The following is a 21,163-nucleotide window of genomic DNA, read 5'->3' as shown; positions in this document are numbered from 1 at the left end:
GCCGTGTGTGAGCGAGTTCGTCTGTGTGCCCGCAGGTAAGACGCGCCACTGATGGCGCCCTAGTCGCGTCCCCCGGAAGACCTTCCGGTCCAGTTTAGTGGAGGCGGCGGCGGGCCCCGGTCGTCAAATCTGGCCCGGCGGCCGCAGCGCGGCGAATTCGTCGGTGACCCGCAGCCTCGAGTCGGTGAAGTGGTAGAGGGCCGCCGGCCGCCCGCCGCTGCGCCCGGACTGCGCGATGGTGCCGGTCGCCGTGATGACCCCGCGGCGGGCCAGCACCCGCTGCAGGTTGGTGGCGTCGACCTGGTAACCCAGCGCGGCACCGTAGATGTCACGCAGCGTTGAAAGAGCGAATTCCTTTGGCGCCAAGGCGAATCCGATGTTGGTGTACGACATCTTGGCGACCAGCCTCGTGCGGGCGTGCTCCACCATCGGGCCGTGGTCGAACGCCATCGGGGGCAGCGCACTCACCGGGTGCCAGCGGGTGTCCGGCGGCAGTTCCGGGGTGGCGGGGGAGGGCACCAGGCCCAGGAAGGTCGAGGCGATCACCCGGTTGCCCGGCACCCGCTGCGGATCGGAGAACACCGCCAGCTGCTCGAGGTGGGCCAGCTCTTTGAGGTCCACCTTTTCGGCCAGCTGGCGCAGCACCGAGGTGGTCATGTCCTCGTCGTTGCGCAGTCGCCCGCCGGGCAGCGACCAGGCGCCCTTCTGCGGGTCTTTGGCGCGTTGCCACAACAGCACGTTCAGCTGCGGTTTCTGTCTTCGCGGTGCCGCCGTTACCTGGCGAACCTGAAACACGACCGCAAGTACCTCGTGTTCAGTGCTAGTATGGCCCATGTTTTCGATTATAAGTCGAAAACCTGTCGGGCTGAAAGGAGCCGCCGTGACGGTTATCAATCGCATGGACACGCTCGCCGAAGACATGATGGCCGACGTCACCAATTCGCCCACCGGCTACGCCGGCGTGGACGGCGACGCGCAATGGGCCGCCGAGATCCGCCGGCTGGCCAACCTGCGCGGCGCCACCGTGCTCGCGCACAACTACCAGCTGCCCGCCATCCAGGACGTCGCCGACCACGTCGGCGACTCGCTCGCGCTGTCCCGGATCGCCGCCGAGGCGCCCGAGGACACCATCGTGTTCTGCGGCGTGCACTTCATGGCCGAGACCGCCAAGATCCTGAGCCCCGACAAGACTGTGCTCATCCCCGACCAGCGGGCGGGCTGCTCGCTGGCCGACTCGATCACCGCCGACGAACTGCGCGCCTGGAAGGACGAGCACCCCGGCGCCGTCGTGGTCTCCTACGTCAACACCACCGCCGCGGTGAAGGCGCTCACCGACATCTGCTGCACATCGTCCAACGCCGTGGACGTGGTGAATTCGATCGACCCCGACCGTGAGGTCTTGTTCTGCCCGGACCAGTTCCTCGGAGCGCACGTGCGCCGGATGACCGGCCGGACGAACATGCACGTGTGGGCCGGGGAATGCCACGTCCACGCCGGGATCAACGGCGACGAGCTGTCCGAGCAGGCCCGGGCCAACCCGGACGCCGACCTGTACGTGCACCCCGAATGTGGTTGCGCCACTTCGGCGTTGTACCTCGCCGGCGAGGGCGCCTTCCCGGCCGACCGGGTCAAGATCCTGTCCACCGGCGGCATGCTGGACGCCGCCCACCACACCCGGGCCCGCAAGGTGCTGGTCGCCACCGAGGTCGGCATGCTGCACCAATTGCGCCGGGCCGCACCGCAAGTCGACTTCCGCGCGGTGAACGACCGCGCGTCGTGCAAGTACATGAAGATGATCACGCCCGCGGCGCTGCTGCGCTGCCTGGTGGAGGGCGCCGACGAGGTCGACGTCGACCCCGAGATTGCCGCCGCGGGCCGGCGCAGTGTGCAGCGCATGATCGCAATCGGTCAACCGGGCGGCGGCGAATGATCGTCCGGCCGGCCTGGACGCACAGCGCCGACGTCGTCGTCATCGGTACCGGCGTCGCGGGTCTGGCCGCGGCGCTGGCCGCCCACCGCGCCGGGCGCAGCGTCGTCGTGCTGAGCAAGGCCGACCAGGCGCGCGGGGTGACCGCCACCCACTACGCCCAGGGCGGCATCGCGGTGGTCCTGCCCGACAACGACGACTCCGTCGAGGCCCACGTCGCCGACACCGTGACCGCGGGCGCGGGCCTCTGCGATCCCGACGCAGTGACCTCGATCGTCGCCGACGGCTACCTCGCGGTGTCCGAATTGGTCGGTGCCGGAGCGCGATTCGACGAGGCGGTGCCCGGCCGCTGGGACGTGACGCGCGAGGGCGGCCACTCGCGCCGGCGGATCGTGCACGCGGGCGGGGACGCCACCGGCGCCGAGGTGCAGCGCGCGCTCGACCACGCCGCCCGGCTGCTCGACATCCGCACCAGCCACGTCGCCCTGTGCGTGTTGCACGACGGCTCCTTGGGCGGAGAAGCCGTGACCGGCGTCGCGGTCGGCAACCCCGACGGGTACGGCATCATCAGCGCGCCCGCGGTGATCCTGGCCTCCGGCGGGCTCGGCCACCTCTACGCCGCGACCACCAACCCCGAAGGCTCCACCGGCGACGGCATCGCCCTGGCGCTGTGGGCCGGCGTCGCGGTCAGCGACCTCGAGTTCATCCAGTTCCACCCGACGATGCTCTACGGTGGCGGGGCCGGCGGGCGGCGCCCGTTGGTCACCGAGGCCATCCGCGGTGAGGGCGCGATACTGGTTGACCGGCAAGGCAATTCGGTCACCGCGAGTGTTCACCCGATGGGCGACCTGGCGCCGCGGGACGTCGTCGCGGCCGCCATCGACGCGCGGTTGAAGGCCACCGGCGACCCGTGCGTCTTCCTGGACGCGCGCGGCATCGAGGGCTTCGCGGCCCGCTTCCCGACCGTGACCGCCGCGTGCCGGTCCGCCGGCATCGACCCGGCCCGCCAACCCATCCCGGTCGTGCCGGGGGCGCATTACAGCTGCGGCGGCGTCGTCACCGACGTGCACGGGCAGACCGAGCTGCCGGGGCTGTTCGCCGCCGGCGAGGTGGCGCGCACCGGCATGCACGGCGCCAACCGGCTGGCGTCCAACAGCCTGCTGGAAGGCCTGGTGGTCGGGGGACGGGCCGGCAAGGCCGCGGCCGCGCACGCGGTGGCGGCGGGGCGGGTCCGGGCGACCGCGCCCGAGCCGAGCGTGCACACCGCCCCGCGGCGCGCCGAACTGCAGGTCGCGATGAGCCGCGACGCCTCGGTGGTGCGCGACGCCGCGGGACTGAACCGGCTGTCCGACGCGCTGTCCGGGGCGCCCGCCCGGGCCATCGGGGGCCGCCGCGACTTCGAGGACGTCGCGCTGACGGTGGCCGCGCGCGCGGTGACCGCCGCGGCCCTGGCCCGCAGCGAGAGCCGCGGCTGCCACCACCGCGCCGAGTATCCGGACCCGGCCCCGGAACAGGCCCGCAGCAGCGTGCTGCGGCTGGCCGACGACCAGGTGCTGGTGGAGGCGCTGGCGGCGGTGGGCTGATGATGCAGCCCGAGGAACGCAGCGCCGCCCAGGACACCATCCGGCGCGCGCTGGAAGAGGACCTGCGTTACGGCCCCGACGTCACCACACTGGCGACGGTGCCCGCCGGCGCGGTGGCCACCGCGTCGATGGTGCCCCGGGAGCCGGGCGTGATCGCCGGCGTCGAGGTCGCGCTGCTGGTCCTCGACGCCGTCCTCGCCGGGGGCTACGACGTGCTGCACCGCGTCGAAGACGGCGCCCGGTTGCAGCCGGGCGAGCCGGTGCTGACCGTGCGCGCGGACACCCGCGGCCTGTTGACCGCCGAGCGGACCATGCTGAACCTGGTCTGCCACCTGTCCGGCATCGCCACCACGACGGCGGCCTGGGTGGCGGCCGTGGACGGCACCAAGGCCAAGGTCCGCGACACCCGCAAGACCCTGCCCGGGCTGCGCGCCCTGCAGAAGTACGCGGTCCGGGTCGGCGGGGGCGTCAACCACCGGCTGGGGCTGGGGGATGCGGCGCTCATCAAGGACAACCACGTGGTGGCCGCCGGCTCGGTGGTCGACGCGCTGCGGGCGGTGCGCGACGCGGCCCCGGAGCTGCCGTGCGAGGTCGAGGTGGACTCCCTCGAGCAGCTGGACGAGGTGCTGGCCGAAAAGCCGGAACTGGTCCTGCTGGACAACTTCCCGGTGTGGCAGACGCAGATGGCCGTGCAGCGCCGCGACGCCCGCGCCCCCGCCGTCCTGCTGGAGTCCTCCGGCGGGCTAAACCTCGACAACGCCGCCACGTACGCCGCCACCGGGGTGGACTACCTGGCCGTCGGCGCGCTCACGCATTCGGTGCGCGCGCTCGACGTCGGCCTGGATATGTAGGGCTTCTAGCCGTTGGCGCAGCCGCGTGCGCCTGGGGCTTCGGGCGTGCGTCCATGGCGAAGACATTGCGAAATCCCCGCCGTGAGCGCACTCGCAAAGCCGTCAGCGCGCTAGCCGCGCAGCAGCGTGCGCGCCGCCGGCTTGGCCGCGTCCAGCGCGCCCGCGTCACCGGAGGTCCGGGACAGGATCAGTGCCCCCTCGATCAGCGAGATCACCGCCAGCGCAACCCGGTTGGCCTCGTCCTCGGCCCAGCCGTCGGAGCGCAGCCGTTCCTCGACCGCCGCGCACCAGCCGGCAAAGGCGCGCGCCGACGCCTCGCGCACCAGCGGGCTCGCGTTCACCGACTCGGTAGCGATCGGCTCGATCGGGCAGCCGTCGCGCCGGTCACCGGCCAACCCCGCCGCCAGCAGGTCGATCCAGCGATCGACGATGTCGGCCGGCGGCCGGCCGGTCGCCAGGAACCGGCGCAGCAATTGCTCGATGCCCGTCCCCTCGATCTCGACGACCGCCGCGGCCAACTGCTGCTTGCCCCGCGGGAAGTGGTGATACAGCGAACCGGGCTTGACGCCGGCCTCCTCGAGGATCTGATTCAGGCCGGTCGCCGCGTAGCCCTGCCGGCGAAACAGGGTGGCGGCCTTCTCGATCAACGCGGTGCGGCTGCGATCCGGTCTCGGCATGCTCTTGACTTTACTTGAATGATCACTCAAGAATGCAGAGATGAGGCAGCTGACATACGAAGACACCGGGCGGTACGCGTGGCGGGAGGTGCCCGAACCCCAGCTCGGCGCGCCCGAGCAGGCGCTGGTCCGGCCGCTGGCCGTGGCGTGTTGCGACCTCGATGTCGCGGTGTGCAACGGGCGGCTACCGCTGCCACCGGGGTACGCGGTGGGGCACGAGGGATTGGCCGAGGTCGTCGCCGTCGGCGACGCCGTCAGGGGCGCCCGGGTCGGCGACCGCGTCGTGGTGCCGTTCCAGATCAACTGCGGGGACTGCCGCGAATGCCGCCGCGGCGTCACCGGTTCGTGCAGCGCCGTGCCGTTCATGGCGGCCTACGGGATGGCACCGATCGCCGGCCTGGACGGCGGCGGCTTCATGTCCGACCTGGTGCTGGTCCCGTACGCCGACGCGATGCTGATCCCGCTGCCCGACGGCGTCGACCCCGTTTCGGTCGCGTCCCTGTCGGACAACATTCCCGACGGCTGGCGCACCGTCGGGCCGTTCGGTGCCGAACTGGACGCGCTCGACCCGGTCGATCGCCGCGTTCTCGTGTTCGGACGCCTGTCGATCGGCCTGTACTCGGCGGCGATCGCCGCGGCGCTGGGCGCCCACGTCGACTACGTCGACACCGACCCGCAGCGGCTGGCCGCCGCCGAGAAGCTCGGCGCGGTGGCCCACGACGCCGCCAAACCCGACAAGTCGTGGGGCGCTTACCCGGTCACCGTGCACACCACCAGCGATCCGGCGCTGCTGGCGGCGACGCTGCGGGCGACCTGGCCGGACGGCGTGTGCACCGACACCGGCATCTACCCCGAATACCGGGTCGAGATGCCGTTGCTGCCGATGTACTCGCGCGGCGTGCGGTTCATCACCGGACGCGTCAGCGCGCGCACGGTCATCCCGCGGGTGCTCGAACTGCTGGCGGGCGGCTTGAACGTGGCGCCGGCCGTCGACCGCGTCGTCGCCTGGGAAGACGCCCCCTCGGCCTGGCCGGCGATGACCGGCAAGACGGTCTTCACCCGGGCGTAGGTGGTCGGGTGTGCGTTTACGGCCTCGCGCGTGCGCCCAGGGCGGGGAAATCGCGGGAATCCCGCCGTCAGCGCACGCGGAAAGCCGTCAGCGCACGCGGGACGCCGTGAAGAAAGTCAGGCGATGTCGCCGACGAACACGCCGATCCGGCGCAGCTGGATGCGGGCCATCCGCGGCAGGCGCTCGGCGTCGGGACCCTCGGTGCCGGCCGGCAGGATGCGCGGGTTGGTGATGTGCACCACGCGGTTGCGGCCGAACTGGACGTCGGCCTCGCCGGCCGCCAGCACGTTCTTGACCCAGTTCGTCTTGCCGTGGCCCAGCGCGATCGCCAGCACGTTGCCCTTGCGATAGGGGGTGATGATCGTCTCGTACGGCGTGCCGGAGGTGCGGCCGCGGTGCTTGATGGTCGCGGTCCCGGGCAGAAAACGGGCGATCGGCTTGACCGCCGGGTTGAAATACTTGATCTGGAAACGCTCGAACCAAGGCGGGAACACCATGGGGACGCCCGGGGCGTTGTTGGGGTGATCCTTCGCGGACATGACGGCTCCCTGCGTTGTGTGGGCCTTTGATCGGCACTGTACCGGTCGGAAATCGACTTGAGTTGCTCTGGGACAATGGAGGCGATGAGTACCGGTTCCGCGCCCGTGATGGCCCGCATCGACCTGCGGGGCGTCGAGCTGACGGCTGCCCGCCTGCGGACCGCGCTGCCGCGCGGCGGTGCGGACGTGGAAAGCGTGCTGCCCAAGGTGCGGCCGATCGTGGCGGCCGTGACCGAGCGGGGCGCCGAGGCGGCGCTGGAGTTCGGGGAGTCGTTCGACGGGGTGCGGCCGGCGTCCGTCCGGGTGCCCGAGGCGGCGCTCGAGGCCGCGCTGGTCGGGTTGGACCCCGACGTCGTCGACGCCCTGCGGGTGATGATCGAGCGCGCCCGCGCCGTGCACGCCGACCAGCGCCGCGCCGACGTCACCACCACCCTCGGCCCCGGCGCGACGGTGACCGAGCGGTGGGTCCCGGTCGAGCGGGTCGGCCTCTACGTGCCCGGCGGCAACGCCGTCTACCCGTCCAGCGTGGTGATGAACGTGGTGCCGGCGCAGACCGCCGGCGTCGGCTCGCTGGTGGTGGCCAGCCCGCCGCAGGCCCGCTATGACGGCCTGCCGCACCCCACCATCCTGGCGGCCGCCCGGCTGCTCGGGGTCGACGAGGTGTGGGCCGTCGGCGGCGCGCAGGCGGTGGCGCTGCTGGCCTACGGCGGCACCGACACCGATGGCGCCGAGCTGGCGCCGGTCGACATGATCACCGGACCCGGCAACATCTACGTCACCGCCGCCAAGCGGCTCTGCCGCTCGCGGGTGGGCATCGACGCCGAGGCCGGCCCCACCGAGATCGCCATCCTCGCCGACCACACCGCCGATCCGGCGCACGTGGCCGCCGATTTGATCAGTCAGGCCGAACACGACGAGATGGCGGGCAGCGTGCTGGTCACCCCGAGTGCCGACCTGGCCGACGCCACCGCCGCCGAGGTGGCCGAACAGCTGCGAACCACCGTGCACCGCGAACGGGTGGCCGCCGCGCTCGGCGGCCGCCAGTCGGCGATCATCCTGGTCGACGACCTGGACGACGGGGTGCGGGTGGTCAACGCCTATGCCGCCGAGCACCTGGAGATCCAGACCGCCGACGCGCCGCGGGTGGCCGCCCGAATCCGTTCGGCCGGAGCGATTTTCGTCGGGCCCTACTCGCCGGTGAGCCTCGGCGACTACTGCGCCGGATCCAACCACGTGCTGCCGACGGCGGGCTCCGCCCGCCACTCCAGCGGCCTGTCCGTGCAGACCTTCCTGCGCGGCATCCACGTCGTCGACTACACCGAGGCCGCGCTCAAGGACGTCTCGGGCCACGTGGTCACGCTGGCCAAGGCCGAAGACCTGCCGGCGCACGGCGAGGCGATCCGGCGGAGGTTCGAGCGATGACCGCACCGGAGAACCCCACCCTCGAGGACCTGCCGCTGCGCGACGACCTGCGCGGCAAAACGCCCTACGGCGCACCGCAATTGGCGGTCCCGGTGCGGCTGAACACCAACGAGAACCCGCACCCGCCCAGCCGGGCGCTGGTGGACGACGTGGTGCGGTCGGTGGCCGAGGCGGCCGCGGACCTGCACCGCTATCCGGATCGGGACGCGTCTGCCCTGCGTCGCGACCTGGCCGCTTATCTCACCGCGCAGACCGGGGTGCCGCTCGGAACGGAAAACGTCTGGGCGGCAAACGGATCCAACGAGATCCTGCAGCAGCTGCTGCAGGCGTTCGGTGGGCCCGGGCGCACCGCGATCGGGTTCGTCCCGTCCTATTCGATGCACCCGATCATCTCCGACGCCACCCGTACGGAATGGCTGGAGGGGGTGCGCGCCGACGACTTCAGCCTCGACGTGGACGCCGCCGTCGCCGCCATCAGCGAGCGCCGACCCGACGTGGTCTTCATCGCCAGCCCCAACAACCCGTCCGGGCAAAGCGTTTCGCTGCCCGATCTGCGCCGGCTGCTCGACGCGGTGCCCGGCATCCTGATCGTCGACGAGGCCTACGGCGAGTTCTCCTCACAGCCCAGCGCCGTGGGGCTGGTGCGGGAGTATCCGACCAGGCTCATCGTCACCCGCACCATGAGCAAGGCGTTCGCCTTCGCCGGCGGGCGGCTCGGGTATCTGATCGCCACGCCCGCGGTGATCGACGCGATGCTGCTGGTGCGGCTCCCGTACCACCTGTCGTCGGTCACCCAGGCGGCGGCGCGGGCCGCGTTGCGGCACGCCGACGACACGCTGAGCAGCGTCGCGGCGCTGATCGCCGAACGCGAACGCGTCTCGAACGCGTTGACGCGCATGGGTTTTCGGGTGATCCCCAGCGACGCGAACTTCGTGCTGTTCGGGCAGTTCGCCGACGCTCCCGCGGCGTGGCGGCGCTACCTGGAGGCCGGCATCTTGATCCGCGACGTCGGGATTCCCGGCTATCTGCGCGCGACGACCGGACTCGCCGAGGAGAACGACGCGTTCCTGCGGGCCAGCGCCCCGATCGCCGCCACCGAACTCGCCCCAGCCACCCCCGTAGGAGCCCCGTGACCACCACCGAAGCAGGAAAAGCGACGCGGCGCGCACGTATCGAGCGCCGCACCAAGGAATCCGACATCGTCATCGAGCTGGATCTCGACGGGACCGGGCAGGTCCACGTCGACACCGGCGTTCCCTTCTACGACCACATGTTGACCGCCCTGGGCACGCACGCCAGCTTCGACCTGACCGTGCACACCAAAGGTGACGTCGAGATCGAGGGGCATCACACCATCGAGGACACCGCGATCGCGCTGGGCCAGGCGCTGGGGCAGGCCCTCGGCGACAAGAAGGGGATCCGGCGGTTCGGCGACGCCTTCATCCCGATGGACGAGACGCTGGCCCACGCCATCGTCGACGTGTCCGGCCGGCCCTACTGCGTGCACACCGGCGAGCCGGATCACCTGCGGCACACCACCATCGCCGGCAGCTCGGTGCCCTACCACACCGTCATCAACCGGCACGTCTTCGAGTCGCTGGCGATGAACGCCCGTATCGCGCTGCACGTGCGCGTCCTGTACGGGCGCGACCCGCACCACATCACCGAGGCGCAGTACAAGGCCGTGGCCCGCGCGTTGCGGCAGGCCGTCGAGCCCGATCCGCGGGTGTCGGACGTGCCGTCCACCAAAGGTGTTCTGTGACAACACCATCCGTCGTCGTCCTGGATTACGGCTCGGGCAACCTACGGTCGGCCCAGCGCGCGCTGCAGCGGGCGGGCGCGTCGGTCGAGGTGACCGCCGACGCCGACGCCGCCGCGGCCGCCGACGGCCTCGTGGTGCCGGGCGTCGGGGCCTTCGAGGCGTGCATGACCGGCCTGCGCAAGGTCGGGGGAGACCGCAGCATCGCCGACCGGGTGGCCGCCGGGCGCCCGGTGCTCGGGGTCTGCGTCGGCATGCAGATCCTGTTCGCCACCGGCGTCGAATTCGGCGTGCGGACAACGGGTTGCGGCCAGTGGCCGGGCGCGGTCACCCGGCTGGACGCCCCGGTCATTCCGCACATGGGCTGGAACGTGGTCGACGCCGGCGCGGGCACCGCCCTGTTCAAGGGGCTGGACGCCGACACCCGGTTCTACTTCGTGCACTCCTACGCGGCGCAGCGCTGGGAGGGATCGCCCGAGGCCGTGCTCACCTGGGCCACCCACCAGGTGCCGTTCCTGGCCGCCGTCGAGCTAGGGCCGTTGTCGGCCACCCAATTTCACCCGGAGAAGAGCGGCGACGCCGGTGCGGCCGTGCTGCGCAACTGGATTGAGGGACTGTCGTAATGCCGCTGATTCTGCTCCCCGCGGTCGACGTGGTCGACGGCCGCGCTGTCCGGCTGGTCCAAGGCAAGGCCGGCAGCGAGACCGAGTACGGCTCGGCGCTGGACGCCGCGCTGGGCTGGCAGCGCGACGGCGCCGAGTGGATCCACCTGGTGGACCTGGACGCGGCGTTCGGGCGCGGCTCCAACCGCGAGCTGCTGGCCGAGGTGGTCGGCAAGCTCGACGTGAACGTGGAGCTGTCCGGCGGCATCCGCGACGACGACTCCCTGGCCGCCGCGCTGGCGACCGGCTGCACCCGGGTCAACCTGGGCACCGCGGCGCTGGAAAACCCGCAGTGGTGCGCGCGGGCGATCGCCGAACACGGCGACAAGGTCGCCGTCGGGCTGGACGTGCAGATCGTCGACGGGCAGCACCGGCTGCGCGGGCGCGGCTGGGAGACCGACGGCGGCGACCTGTGGGAAGTGCTGGAACGCCTTGACGGCGAGGGGTGTTCGCGGTTCGTCGTCACCGACGTCACCAAGGACGGCACGCTCGGCGGCCCCAACCTCGACCTGCTGGCCACCGTCGCCGACCGCACCGAAGCGCCGGTGATCGCCTCCGGCGGGGTGTCCAGCCTGGACGACCTGCGCGCCATCGCCACCCTCACCGAACACGGGGTGGAAGGCGCCATCGTCGGAAAGGCCCTCTACGCCGGTCGGTTCACGCTGCCGCAGGCGCTGGCCGCGGTGGCCGGGTAGGGCCGCGATGGACCTGGACGCGTTGGTGGCCAAGGCCTCGGCCATCCTCGACGACGCCACCGAGCCGTTCGTCGCCGGCCACCGCGCCGATTCGGCGGTGCAGAAGAAGGGCAACGACTTCGCCACCGACGTCGATCTGGCGATCGAGCGGCAGGTGGTCGGCGCGCTGGAGGAGACCACCGGGATCGGTGTGCACGGCGAGGAATACGGCGGGGCCGACGTCGACTCGGAATGGGTGTGGGTGCTCGATCCGGTGGACGGCACGTTCAACTACGCGGCCGGGTCGCCGATGGCCGGGATATTGCTGGGCCTGCTGCACCACGGCGATCCGGTGGCCGGGCTGACCTGGCTGCCGTTCGTGGACCAGCGCTACACGGCGGTGGTGGGCGGCCCCCTGATGAAAAACGGTGCGGCGCAACCGTCCCTGGCCCCCGTCGACCTGTCCGACGCGCTCGTCGGCGCCGGCTCGTTCAGCGCCGACGCGCGGGGCCGGTTCCCCGGGCGGTACCGGATCGCGGTGCTGGAGAACCTCAGCCGGGTCTCCTCGCGGTTGCGCATGCACGGTTCGACCGGCCTGGACCTGGCCTACGTGGCCGACGGCATCCTCGGCGCCTCGATCAGTTTCGGCGGGCACGTGTGGGATCACGCCGCCGGGGTCGCGCTGGTCCGGGCGGCCGGCGGCGTCGTCACCGACATCCACGGCGAACACTGGACGCCCGCGTCCGACTCCGCGCTTGCGGCGGGGCCCGCCGCGCACGCCGAGATACTCGAGTTGCTGCGCGGCACCGGACGGCCGGAGGACTACTGACATGTCCGCCGCCAGTGGCCTTGCGGTGCGGGTGATCCCGTGCCTGGACGTCGACGCCGGCCGGGTGGTCAAGGGCGTCAACTTCGAAAACCTCCGCGACGCGGGTGATCCCGTCGAGCTCGCCGCGGCCTATGACGCCGAGGGCGCCGACGAGTTGACCTTTCTCGACGTGACCGCGTCGTCGTCCGAGCGATCGACCATGCTGGACGTCGTGCGGCGCACGGCCGAGCAGGTGTTCATCCCGCTGACCGTCGGCGGCGGGGTGCGCACGGTGGCCGACGTCGACGTGTTGCTGCGCGCCGGGGCCGACAAGGTCTCGATCAACACCGCCGCCATCGCCCGGCCCGACCTGCTCGAGGAGATGGCAAGGCAGTTCGGCTCGCAATGCATCGTGCTGTCCGTGGACGCCCGCACGGTGCCGCCCGACTCGCCGCCGACACCGTCGGGCTGGGAGGTCACCACCCACGGTGGGCGCCGTGGGACGGGGATCGACGCCGTCGAATGGGCCTCGCGCGGCGCCGATCTGGGGGTGGGCGAGATCCTGTTGAACTCTATGGACGCCGACGGCACCAAGGCCGGGTTCGATCTGCCGATGCTCAAAGCGGTGCGCTCGGCGGTCACGGTGCCGGTGATCGCGAGCGGCGGCGCAGGTGCCGTCGAGCACTTCGCACCCGCCGTCGCCGCGGGCGCCGATGCGGTGTTGGCGGCCAGCGTCTTTCACTTCCGTGAGTTGACCATCGGGCAGGTGAAGGCGGCCATGGCGGCGGAAGGGATCACCGTGCGATGACGCTCGACCCGCAGATCGCCGCGCGGCTGAAGCGCAACGCCGACGGCCTGTTCACCGCCGTGGTGCAGGAGCGCGGCACCGGTGACGTGCTGATGGTCGCCTGGATGGACGACGCCGCGCTGGAGCGGACGCTGGAAACCCGTGAGGCAACGTACTTTTCGCGGTCCCGCGGCCAGCAGTGGGTCAAGGGGGCGACGTCGGGGCACACCCAATACGTGCACGCGGTGCGACTGGACTGCGACGGCGATGCCGTGCTGCTGACGGTCGACCAGGTCGGCGGCGCCTGCCACACCGGCGACCACAGCTGCTTCGACGCCGACGTGCTGCTGCAACCCGAGGCCTAGCCCGGCACCGAGTCCAGCCCGTTGGCCGCGGCGATCGCGGCGCGGGCCCACTCGTGCCGCGCCACGGCGGGCTCGATGTGGCGACGGATCAGTTCGACGTCGATGGCCGTCCTGTTGACCACCGCGTCCGGCACTCGAAACGAGAACGTTGACTCGCCGGTGGCGACGGCCAGGATTGCGTCGCTGTCGGTGAAACCGTTGGCGCGCATGGTGTCTTCGGCCCATCGGAAGGGTTTGCGGCCGCCGAAGTCGTTGACGTAGACCACCCAGAGCCGGGTGCCCCGCCCGTCGTAGAGCTTGGTCAGCGCCCGGTTCACCGCGTCGGATTCGAGCGGGCCGAGCACGCCCGCCCGATCGGTGAGCTGCCCCGACAGCTTGAGCGCCGGAACCGGCCCGCCCGCCGACGTCGCAGGGGGATTGGTGTCAGGCCGGTTGGCGTGGCCGCGAACCAGCAGGATGCCGACCACGGCGGCGATTCCGACCAGCGCGATGGCGATCAGCGCCGCCACCAGTGTCGTCGAGCCCGACCGGCCGCCCCGCCGCGGCGATGGCGCGGCTTCCATTGGTGCGGACGGGGTTTCGGGCTCGGGAGCGCGGACATCCGGCGTTGACGCGATGGCTTCGGTGGGCGCGGCGATCACTTCGGTGCGTCGCGCGCCGTCGAGGCGCCCGGCCAGCGCGGCGGCGAAATCCGTGCAGCTGGCGTACCGCTCGCTCGGGTGCTTGGCCAGGACCTTCGCGATGACCGGGTCGAGCGCGGCCAGGTCGGGCCGCGACTGGCTCAGGCGCGGCGGCGGCGCGGACAGGTGCTGGCTGATGACCACGGCGGGGTTGGAGTGGTGGAACGGCGCCGTGCCGGTCAGCAGGTTGTACGCGGTGCAGCCCAGCGCGTATTGGTCGGTGCTGGCGTCCAGCTCCGCGCCCTGCAATTGCTCGGGGGAGCAGTAGGCGGTGGTGCCCACCAACATGTTCGTCGCGGTGAGCCCGCTGATCTCGTCCAGCTCGCGGGCGATTCCGAAATCGGCGAGCAGGATCCGGCGCCTGCCCGCCTGCGGGGAGCCCAGCAGGATGTTGGCGGGCTTGACGTCACGGTGCAGCAGTCCGCGGGCGTGCGCGTAATCCAGCGCGTCGGCCACCGCGGAGACGATCTCGACGACGTGTGCCGCGGGCATGCCGGACGGATACTGCTCGCGCAGCAGCTGTGCTGCGTCGGTCCCCTCGACGTAGTCCATCGAAATCCACAGTTGCCCTTCGTGTTCCCCGCGGTCGTGGATTCCGACGATGTGCTCGTTGTACAGGTTCGCGGCCAGATCGGCCTCGCGGTTGAAGCGCTGGCGGAATTCGTCGTTCTCGGTCAGCTCGCCGGGCAGGACCTTGAGCGCATCGCGGCGGGGCAGCCTCGGGTGCTGCGCCAGATACACCTGCCCCATGCCGCCGACCCCCAGGCGCCGCACGATCGTGTAACCGGCGAACACCTCTCCTTCGGCGAGGCCTTCGGTCGTCGGCATGTGAGCATGCTACTGAGGCCGCCGTTGCACGGGCCGGTAATTCGGGACCGTGATCGGGCGGGAAGAAGTCGACCGATCGGGTGCCTTCGATGAGAATGGCGGTCGATGTTGAGACGGGTGTCGTGGACCGCGGTCGTGCCGCTGCTTGCCGTCGCCGTGCTGGCCGTGATCTGGGGCGAGAAGCTGGGCCCGGCGCTGGTCGCGCTGGCGGCGGCATTGCTCATCGGCGCCGTCCTGGCCGCCGTGCATCACGCGGAGGTGGTCGCGGCCCGGGTCGGGGAGCCGTTCGGCTCGCTGGTGCTCGCGGCGGCGGTGACGGTGATCGAGGTGGCGCTGATCGTCTCGCTGATGGCGTCCGGGGGCAACGAGGCCGCGACGCTGGCCAGGGACACCGTGTTCGCGGCGGCGATGATCACCACCAACGGCATCGCGGGGTTGTCGCTGCTGCTCGGCTCCCGGCGCTACGGCGTCACGCTGTTCAACGCCGAGGGCAGTGGCGCCGCGCTGGCCACGGTCACCACGCTGGCGACGCTGAGCCTGGTGCTGCCCGCGTTCACCACCAGCCAAGTGGGCAAGGAGTTCTCGCCCGGCCAGCTGGCGTTCGCGGCGGTCGCGTCGCTGCTGGTGTACCTGGTGTTCGTCTTCACCCAGACGGTGCGCCACCGCGACTTTTTCCTGCCGATCGCCCAGAAGGGCCAGCGCAAGCGGCTGTTCGAGGACGAGAGCCACGCCGAACCGCCGAGCCGCGGCGCCGCCCTGGGCAGCCTGGGGCTGCTGCTGGTGGCGCTCGTCGCGGTGGTGGGGCTGGCCGAGGAGGAATCGCCGGCCGTCGAGCGCGCGGTGACCGCGGTCGGGTTTCCGCAGTCCTTCGTCGGCGTGGTGATCGCCGCGCTGGTGCTGCTGCCGGAAACCCTGGCGGCCGCGCGCGCCGCGCGCCAGGGCCGCATCCAGACCAGCCTCAACCTCGCGTACGGCTCGGCGATGGCCAGCATCGGGCTCACCATTCCGGTGATCGCGCTGGCGTCCATCTGGCTCAAGGGGCCCCTGGTGCTCGGCCTGGGTCCCATTCAGCTGGTGCTGCTGGCGCTGACCGTCGTGATCAGCATGCTGACGGTCGTGCCCGGGCGCGCCACCCGGCTGCAGGGCGAGCTGCATCTGGTGCTGCTCGCCGCGTACGTGTTCCTGGCGATCAGCCCGTAGGCGCCGACCGGCCGCGCAGCGTCTCGAGCGCCTTGTCGGCGTGGGTGTCCATGCTGAATTCGCTGGAAATCACGTTGAGCACGGTGCGATCGGTGTCGATGACGAAGGTGGTGCGCTTGACCGGCAGCAGCTTGCCGAGCAGGCCGCGCTTGACGCCGAACTGCGTGGCGACGGTGCCCTCGGTGTCCGACAGCAGCGGGTAGTCGAACTTCTGCAGGTCGGCGAACTTGGCCTGCTTCTGCACCGGATCGACGCTGATGCCCACCCGGTTGGCGCCCACGGCGGCGAATTCGGCGGCCAGGTCCCGGAAGTGGCAGGCCTCCTTCGTGCAGCCGGGCGTCATCGCGGCGGGGTAGAAGAACAGCACCACCGGCCCGCCGGAAAGCAGGTCGCTGAGCTTGCGGGGCGTTCCCGTCTGGTCGGGAAGTTCGAAGTCCGCGACGGTGTCACCAGTTTTCATGGGCGTCAGGCTACGCCCGGGCTGGGCAAATGCATCTGCGAGGATGGTTCGGTGCACGCCCACCTCGCCGCGACGACCTCCCGAGAGGACTTCCGCCAGCTCGCCGCCGAGCATCGGGTGGTTCCGGTGACCCGCAAGGTGCTGGCCGACAGCGAGACGCCGCTGTCGGCCTACCGCAAGCTCGCCGCCAATCGCCCGGGCACGTTCCTGCTGGAATCCGCCGAGCACGGCCGATCCTGGTCGCGCTGGTCGTTCATCGGCGCCGGGGCGCCGTCGGCGCTGACCGTCCGCGACGGCGAAGCGGTCTGGCTCGGCGCGGCGCCGCAGGACGCGCCCACCGGCGGCGACCCGCTGCACGCGCTGCGGGCCACCCTGGAGCTGCTGGCCACCGCTGCGCTGCCCGGGCTGCCGCCGCTGTCGGGGGGCATGGTCGGATTGTTCGCCTACGACATGGTGCGGCGCCTGGAGCGCCTGCCCGAGCTGGCCGTCGACGACCTGCACCTGCCGGACATGCTGCTGCTGCTCGCCACCGACGTGGCCGCCGTCGACCACCACGAGGGCACCATCACGCTGATCGCCAACGCGGTGAACTGGAACGGCACCGACGAGCGGGTCGACGAGGCCTACGACGACGCGGTCGCCCGCCTGGACGTGATGACCGCGGCGCTCGGCCAGCCGCTGCCGTCCACGGTCGGCACGTTCGACCGGCCCGAGCCGCGCTATCGCGCGCAGCGCAGCGTCGAGGAGTACGGCAAGATCGTCGACTACCTCGTCGAGCAGATCGCCGCAGGCGAGGCCTTCCAGGTGGTGCCGTCCCAGCGCTTCGAGATGGACACCGACGTCGACCCGATCGACGTGTACCGGATGCTGCGCGTCACCAACCCCAGCCCCTACATGTACCTGATGCATGTCCCGAACGGCGCTGGGGGAATCGACTTTTCGGTGGTCGGCTCCAGCCCGGAGGCGCTGGTCACCGTGCACGACGGCTGGGCGATGACGCATCCGATCGCCGGAACCCGGTGGCGCGGGCAGACCGACGAGGAGGACCAGCTGCTGGAGAAGGAGCTGCTGGCCGACGAGAAGGAACGGGCCGAGCACCTGATGCTGGTTGACTTGGGCCGCAACGACCTTGGCCGGGTCTGCGCGCCGGGCACCGTGCGCGTCGAGGACTACAGCCACATCGAGCGCTACAGCCACGTGATGCACCTGGTGTCGACGGTGACGGGGATGCTCGCCGAGGGCCGGACCGCCTTGGACGCCGTGACGGCCTGCTTCCCGGCCGGCACGCTGTCGGGCGCGCCGAAGGTGCGCGCCATGGAGCTGATCGAGGAGGTGGAGAAGACGCGCCGCGGCCTCTACGGCGGCGTGGTCGGCTACCTCGACTTCGCCGGCAACGCCGACTTCGCGATCGCCATCCGCACCGCGCTGATGCGCGACGGCACCGCCTATGTGCAGGCCGGCGGCGGGGTGGTGGCCGACTCCAACGGTCCGTACGAGTACACCGAGGCTTCCAATAAGGCGCGCGCCGTGCTCAACGCGATCGCCGCCGCCGAGACCCTGACCGCGCCCGACACCGGTCACCATGACTGAGGCGCGGCCGAATCGGCGGGCCCGGCTGGCCGTCCGGGTGGCCCAGGTGTTGCTGGTGGCATCCGCGGCGGCGTTATGGGCGGCGTCACGGCTGCCGTGGGTGGTGGTCCGGTCGTTCGACGGGCTGGGTCCGCCGCGCGAGGTGACGCTGTCCGGTGCGGCCTGGTCGACGGCGCTGGTGCCGCTGGCGGTGCTCATGCTCGCGACGGCCGTGGCGGCGATCGCGGTGCGCGGCTGGCAGCTGCGGGTGCTGGCCGGGCTGCTGGCGCTGGCCAGCCTGGCGGTCGGATATCTCGGGGTCAGCCTGTGGGCGCTGCCCGACGTCGCGGTGCGCGGGGCGGATCTGGCGCACGTCGCGGTGATGTCGCTGGTCGGCAGCGAACGCCGGTACTGGGGCGCGGGCATCGCGGTGGCCGCCGCGGTGTGCACCCTGGTCGCGGCGGTGCTGCTGTTGCGGTCGGCCGGAGACTCCGGGTCGGCCCGGTTGAGCGCGGAAAAGTATGCGGCGCCGGCGACGCGCCGCTCAAATGTGCTACGCGACGAGGGCGACGGCGCGATGCTGGAGCAGCCGGAGACGCCGGAAATGTCGGAGCGGATGATCTGGGACGCGCTTGACGAGGGCGCCGACCCGACGGGGGACCCGACCGATCGCAAGTCGGACACCGAGGGTCGGTGACGGGCCGCGACCCGAGTGCCGCTACCCTTCATTCACGTCGTCGCAATCGGCTATCAGATTGGCGATGGGTGACCGCGCGAAGGGAAGCAACAGGCATGAGTCCGGCTACCGTGCTTGACTCCATCCTCGAGGGAGTCCGGGCCGACGTCGCCGCGCGCGAAGCGCTCATCAGCCTGTCCGAAATCAAGGCCGCCGCCGCCGCGGCGCCGCCGCCGCGCGACGTGATGGCCGCCCTGCGCGAGCCGGGCATCGGTGTCATCGCCGAAGTCAAGCGGGCCAGCCCGTCCGCGGGTTCCCTGGCGACCATTGCCGATCCGGCGAAATTGGCTCGCGCGTACGAGGATGGCGGGGCCCGCATCATCAGCGTCCTGACCGAGGAGCGGCGGTTCCACGGATCGCTCGACGACCTCGACGCGGTTCGCGCCGCGGTCTCGATACCGGTGTTGCGCAAGGACTTTGTGGTCCAGCCGTATCAGATCCACGAGGCCCGCGCGCACGGCGCCGACATGTTGTTGCTGATCGTCGCCGCGCTGGACCAGTCGGCCCTGGTGTCGATGCTGGACCGCACCGAATCACTGGGCATGACGGCCCTTGTCGAGGTGCACACCGAGGAAGAGGCCGACCGGGCGCTCAAGGCCGGGGCCAACGTAATCGGTGTCAACGCGCGCGATCTCGCCACCTTGGAGGTCGACCGGGATTGCTTTGCGCGCATCGCTCCGGGCCTGCCCAGCAACGTGATCAGGATCGCCGAGTCCGGTGTCCGCGGCACCGGGGATCTGTTGGCCTACGCCGGCGCCGGCGCGGACGCCGTTCTGGTCGGCGAGGGTCTGGTCAAAAGCGGTGACCCGCGCGCCGCCGTCGCCGACCTGGTGACCGCGGGCACTCACCCGTCCTGTCCGAAACCCTCACGCTAGTCGTCGAGTCTTGAGCAGCACCGGCGCCGAAACGTTGAACCCCATGAGCCGTATCCGCGTAGAGCATTGGTGATGGTCAATCTGTCCCGCCCGGACCTTCCCCTTCCGAGTGCAGCCGTCGCCGAACCCACCTCCCATGAACCTGACCCGGGTGGTCATTTCGGCGTGTACGGCGGCCGTTACGTCGCGGAGGCGTTGATGGCGGTGATCGAAGAGGTCACCGCCGCCTACGAGAAGGAACGCATCAACCCCGATTTCCTGGACACCCTGGACGACCTGCAGGCCAACTATGCCGGCCGGCCGTCACCGCTGTACGAGGCCACCCGGCTGTCCGAGCACGCCGGTTCGGCGCGCATCTTCCTCAAACGAGAAGACTTGAACCACACCGGTTCTCACAAGATCAACAACGTCCTCGGTCAGGCGTTGCTGGCCAAGCGGATGGGAAAGAACCGGGTCATCGCCGAGACGGGCGCCGGGCAGCACGGCGTCGCCACCGCCACCGCGTGCGCGCTGCTGGGGCTGGAATGCGTCATCTACATGGGCGCCGTCGACACCGCGCGTCAGGCGCTCAACGTGGCGCGGATGCGCCTGCTGGGCGCCGAGGTCGTGTCGGTGCAGAGCGGCTCGAAAACGCTCAAAGACGCCATCAACGAGGCGTTTCGCGACTGGGTGACCAACGCCGACAACACCTACTACTGCTTCGGCACCGCGGCGGGCCCGCACCCCTTTCCGGCGATGGTGCGCGATTTCCAGCGCATCATCGGCCTGGAGGCACGCGTGCAGATCCAGGCTCAGGCGGGCCGGCTGCCCGACGCGGTGGTGGCCTGCGTCGGCGGCGGATCCAACGCCATCGGCATCTTCCACCCGTTCATCGACGATCCGGGCGTGCGTCTGGTCGGCTTCGAGGCCGCCGGTGACGGGGTCGAAACCGGAAGGCACGCGGCGACTTTCGCCGGTGGTTCGCCCGGCGCGTTCCAGGGCTCGTTCTCGTACCTGCTGCAGGACGAGGATGGCCAGACCATCGAATCCCATTCCATCTCAGCGGGTCTGGACTATCCGGGGGTGGGGCCCGAGCACGCGTATCTCAAAGAGATCGGGCGCGCCGAGTACCGGCCGATCACCGACGCGGAGGCGATGGACGCGTTCGCGCTGCTGTGCCGCACCGAGGGCATCATCCCCGCCATCGAATCGGCACACGCGGTGGCCGGCGCGGTGAAGTTGGGCCTGGAGTTGGGGCGGGGCGCGATCATCGTGGTGAACCTCTCGGGGCGGGGGGACAAGGACGTCGAGACGGCCGCGAAATGGTTCGGCCTGATGGGGCCGGGCGAGCGGTGACCGTGGAACAAAAACATGCCAGCAGGCTCGGGTCGGTCTTCGAGGCGTGCCGCAACGACAATCGCGCGGCCCTGATCGGCTACCTGCCCACCGGTTACCCCGACGTGCCGACCTCGGTGGACGGGATGCGCGCCCTGGTGGAATCCGGTTGTGACCTCATCGAAGTCGGGGTGCCCTATTCGGATCCGGGCATGGACGGGCCGACCATCGCCCGCGCCACCGAGGCCGCGCTGCAAGGGGGGGTGCGGGTGCGGGACACGCTCGCCGCGGTCGAGGCGATCAGCGCGGCCGGCGGGCGCGCCGTGGTGATGACCTACTGGAATCCCGTGTTGCGTTACGGGGTCGACGCGTTCGCGC

Annotated in this window: 23 protein-coding genes; 18 read left to right on the top strand and 5 right to left on the bottom strand. The window is 71.1% G+C overall.

Translation table 11 applies throughout. The features are described 5' to 3' along the window. Positions 1 to 123: 123 nt before the first annotated feature. Positions 124 to 834 carry an NUDIX domain-containing protein gene (locus A5702_RS23415; RefSeq protein ID WP_055404195.1) on the bottom strand — a complete coding sequence of 237 codons (711 nt, stop codon included), beginning with the start codon at positions 832 to 834 and terminating at the stop codon, positions 124 to 126. 46 nt (positions 835 to 880) lie between these two features. Between A5702_RS23415 and nadA the strand changes: the two genes are divergently transcribed. From nadA to nadC, 3 genes are read left to right on the top strand one after another with little or no spacing between them, the layout of a single operon-like run. Continuing rightward, positions 881 to 1,930: a quinolinate synthase NadA gene (gene nadA, locus A5702_RS23410; protein ID WP_068224247.1), complete on the top strand. Its 1,050-nt coding sequence runs from the start codon at positions 881 to 883 to the stop codon at positions 1,928 to 1,930. After that, positions 1,927 to 3,510, top strand: a complete 1,584-nt coding sequence (locus tag A5702_RS23405; RefSeq protein WP_068224245.1) for an L-aspartate oxidase — start codon at positions 1,927 to 1,929, stop codon at positions 3,508 to 3,510. Before nadA ends, A5702_RS23405 begins: the two co-directional genes overlap by 4 nt. Then, entirely contained in the window at positions 3,510 to 4,361 is an 852-nt protein-coding gene (gene nadC / locus A5702_RS23400; protein WP_068224242.1) for a carboxylating nicotinate-nucleotide diphosphorylase, read from the top strand. Before A5702_RS23405 ends, nadC begins: the two co-directional genes overlap by 1 nt. A 110-nt stretch (positions 4,362 to 4,471) precedes the next feature. Here the strand turns inward: nadC and A5702_RS23395 are convergent, their stop codons facing one another. Beyond that, positions 4,472 to 5,038: a TetR/AcrR family transcriptional regulator gene (locus tag A5702_RS23395; RefSeq protein WP_068224239.1), complete on the bottom strand. Its 567-nt coding sequence runs from the start codon at positions 5,036 to 5,038 to the stop codon at positions 4,472 to 4,474. 40 nt (positions 5,039 to 5,078) lie between these two features. Between A5702_RS23395 and A5702_RS23390 the strand changes: the two genes are divergently transcribed. Beyond that, positions 5,079 to 6,107 carry a zinc-binding dehydrogenase gene (locus A5702_RS23390; RefSeq protein WP_068224235.1) on the top strand — a complete coding sequence of 343 codons (1,029 nt, stop codon included), beginning with the start codon at positions 5,079 to 5,081 and terminating at the stop codon, positions 6,105 to 6,107. A 116-nt stretch (positions 6,108 to 6,223) separates the two neighbouring features. Here A5702_RS23390 and A5702_RS23385 read toward each other — a convergent pair whose 3' ends face one another. Continuing rightward, positions 6,224 to 6,646, bottom strand: a complete 423-nt coding sequence (locus tag A5702_RS23385) for a nitroreductase family deazaflavin-dependent oxidoreductase (protein WP_068224232.1) — start codon at positions 6,644 to 6,646, stop codon at positions 6,224 to 6,226. 105 nt (positions 6,647 to 6,751) lie between these two features. Here A5702_RS23385 and hisD point away from each other — a divergent pair, with 105 nt between their 5' ends. Genes hisD through hisI form a run of 8 tightly spaced genes read left to right on the top strand, consistent with a single transcriptional unit; the run spans position 6,752 to position 13,123 of the window. After that, complete coding sequence (gene hisD, locus A5702_RS23380; protein ID WP_156669726.1) at positions 6,752 to 8,068, top strand: histidinol dehydrogenase; 1,317 nt, start codon at positions 6,752 to 6,754, stop codon at positions 8,066 to 8,068. Further along, the gene (locus A5702_RS23375; RefSeq protein ID WP_068224225.1) at positions 8,065 to 9,201 is read left to right on the top strand and encodes a histidinol-phosphate transaminase; all 1,137 of its coding nucleotides are present in this window, start codon (positions 8,065 to 8,067) and stop codon (positions 9,199 to 9,201) included. Before hisD ends, A5702_RS23375 begins: the two co-directional genes overlap by 4 nt. Continuing rightward, complete coding sequence (gene hisB, locus A5702_RS23370) at positions 9,198 to 9,830, top strand: imidazoleglycerol-phosphate dehydratase HisB (protein WP_068224222.1); 633 nt, start codon at positions 9,198 to 9,200, stop codon at positions 9,828 to 9,830. The genes A5702_RS23375 and hisB overlap by 4 nt, the downstream gene beginning before the upstream one ends. Further along, positions 9,827 to 10,450 (top strand): imidazole glycerol phosphate synthase subunit HisH, encoded by a 624-nt coding sequence (gene hisH, locus A5702_RS23365; RefSeq protein ID WP_068224216.1) that lies wholly within the window; start codon positions 9,827 to 9,829, stop codon positions 10,448 to 10,450. Before hisB ends, hisH begins: the two co-directional genes overlap by 4 nt. Next, on the top strand, positions 10,450 to 11,184 hold the full coding sequence (gene priA / locus A5702_RS23360; RefSeq protein ID WP_068224201.1) for a bifunctional 1-(5-phosphoribosyl)-5-((5-phosphoribosylamino)methylideneamino)imidazole-4-carboxamide isomerase/phosphoribosylanthranilate isomerase PriA: 735 nt from the start codon (positions 10,450 to 10,452) through the stop codon (positions 11,182 to 11,184). Before hisH ends, priA begins: the two co-directional genes overlap by 1 nt. A 7-nt stretch (positions 11,185 to 11,191) precedes the next feature. Continuing rightward, the gene (locus A5702_RS23355) at positions 11,192 to 11,992 is read left to right on the top strand and encodes an inositol monophosphatase family protein (RefSeq protein ID WP_068224199.1); all 801 of its coding nucleotides are present in this window, start codon (positions 11,192 to 11,194) and stop codon (positions 11,990 to 11,992) included. A gap of 1 nt (position 11,993) precedes the next feature. Beyond that, entirely contained in the window at positions 11,994 to 12,779 is a 786-nt protein-coding gene (gene hisF, locus A5702_RS23350; RefSeq protein WP_055404119.1) for an imidazole glycerol phosphate synthase subunit HisF, read from the top strand. Continuing rightward, complete coding sequence (gene hisI / locus A5702_RS23345) at positions 12,776 to 13,123, top strand: phosphoribosyl-AMP cyclohydrolase (protein WP_055404120.1); 348 nt, start codon at positions 12,776 to 12,778, stop codon at positions 13,121 to 13,123. Before hisF ends, hisI begins: the two co-directional genes overlap by 4 nt. Here the strand turns inward: hisI and A5702_RS23340 are convergent. Next, entirely contained in the window at positions 13,120 to 14,631 is a 1,512-nt protein-coding gene (locus tag A5702_RS23340) for a serine/threonine-protein kinase (protein ID WP_068224196.1), read from the bottom strand. The two genes, hisI and A5702_RS23340, sit on opposite strands and share 4 nt — an antisense overlap. A 105-nt stretch (positions 14,632 to 14,736) precedes the next feature. On the opposite strand from A5702_RS23340, the gene A5702_RS23335 reads away from it, so the two are divergent. Beyond that, the gene (locus A5702_RS23335) at positions 14,737 to 15,831 is read left to right on the top strand and encodes a calcium:proton antiporter (protein WP_068224184.1); all 1,095 of its coding nucleotides are present in this window, start codon (positions 14,737 to 14,739) and stop codon (positions 15,829 to 15,831) included. On the opposite strand, the gene A5702_RS23330 is transcribed toward A5702_RS23335, so the two are convergent. Further along, positions 15,821 to 16,291, bottom strand: a complete 471-nt coding sequence (locus tag A5702_RS23330; protein ID WP_068224182.1) for a peroxiredoxin — start codon at positions 16,289 to 16,291, stop codon at positions 15,821 to 15,823. The two genes, A5702_RS23335 and A5702_RS23330, sit on opposite strands and share 11 nt — an antisense overlap. A 51-nt stretch (positions 16,292 to 16,342) precedes the next feature. Here A5702_RS23330 and A5702_RS23325 point away from each other — a divergent pair, with 51 nt between their 5' ends. The 5 genes from A5702_RS23325 to A5702_RS23305 all read left to right on the top strand — a co-directional run. Next, positions 16,343 to 17,881: an anthranilate synthase component I gene (locus A5702_RS23325; protein WP_055404124.1), complete on the top strand. Its 1,539-nt coding sequence runs from the start codon at positions 16,343 to 16,345 to the stop codon at positions 17,879 to 17,881. Continuing rightward, a complete protein-coding gene (locus A5702_RS23320) occupies positions 17,874 to 18,557 on the top strand; it encodes a TIGR02234 family membrane protein (RefSeq protein ID WP_068224180.1) in 684 nt (227 codons plus the stop codon). Before A5702_RS23325 ends, A5702_RS23320 begins: the two co-directional genes overlap by 8 nt. Positions 18,558 to 18,652: 95 nt before the next feature. After that, on the top strand, positions 18,653 to 19,471 hold the full coding sequence (gene trpC / locus A5702_RS23315; protein ID WP_055404126.1) for an indole-3-glycerol phosphate synthase TrpC: 819 nt from the start codon (positions 18,653 to 18,655) through the stop codon (positions 19,469 to 19,471). Between the two features lie 72 nt (positions 19,472 to 19,543). Continuing rightward, on the top strand, positions 19,544 to 20,806 hold the full coding sequence (trpB, locus tag A5702_RS23310; RefSeq protein ID WP_068224178.1) for a tryptophan synthase subunit beta: 1,263 nt from the start codon (positions 19,544 to 19,546) through the stop codon (positions 20,804 to 20,806). After that, on the top strand, positions 20,773 to 21,163 hold a 391-nt coding region (locus tag A5702_RS23305; protein ID WP_197506674.1), incomplete at its 3' end, for a tryptophan synthase subunit alpha. The genes trpB and A5702_RS23305, both read left to right, overlap by 34 nt.

Origin of the sequence: Mycobacterium sp. E3339 (assembly GCF_001666915.1) — a bacterium.
Classification (GTDB): Bacteria; Actinomycetota; Actinomycetes; order Mycobacteriales; family Mycobacteriaceae; genus Mycobacterium.
This window is presented reverse-complemented; position numbering and strand designations above follow the sequence as displayed.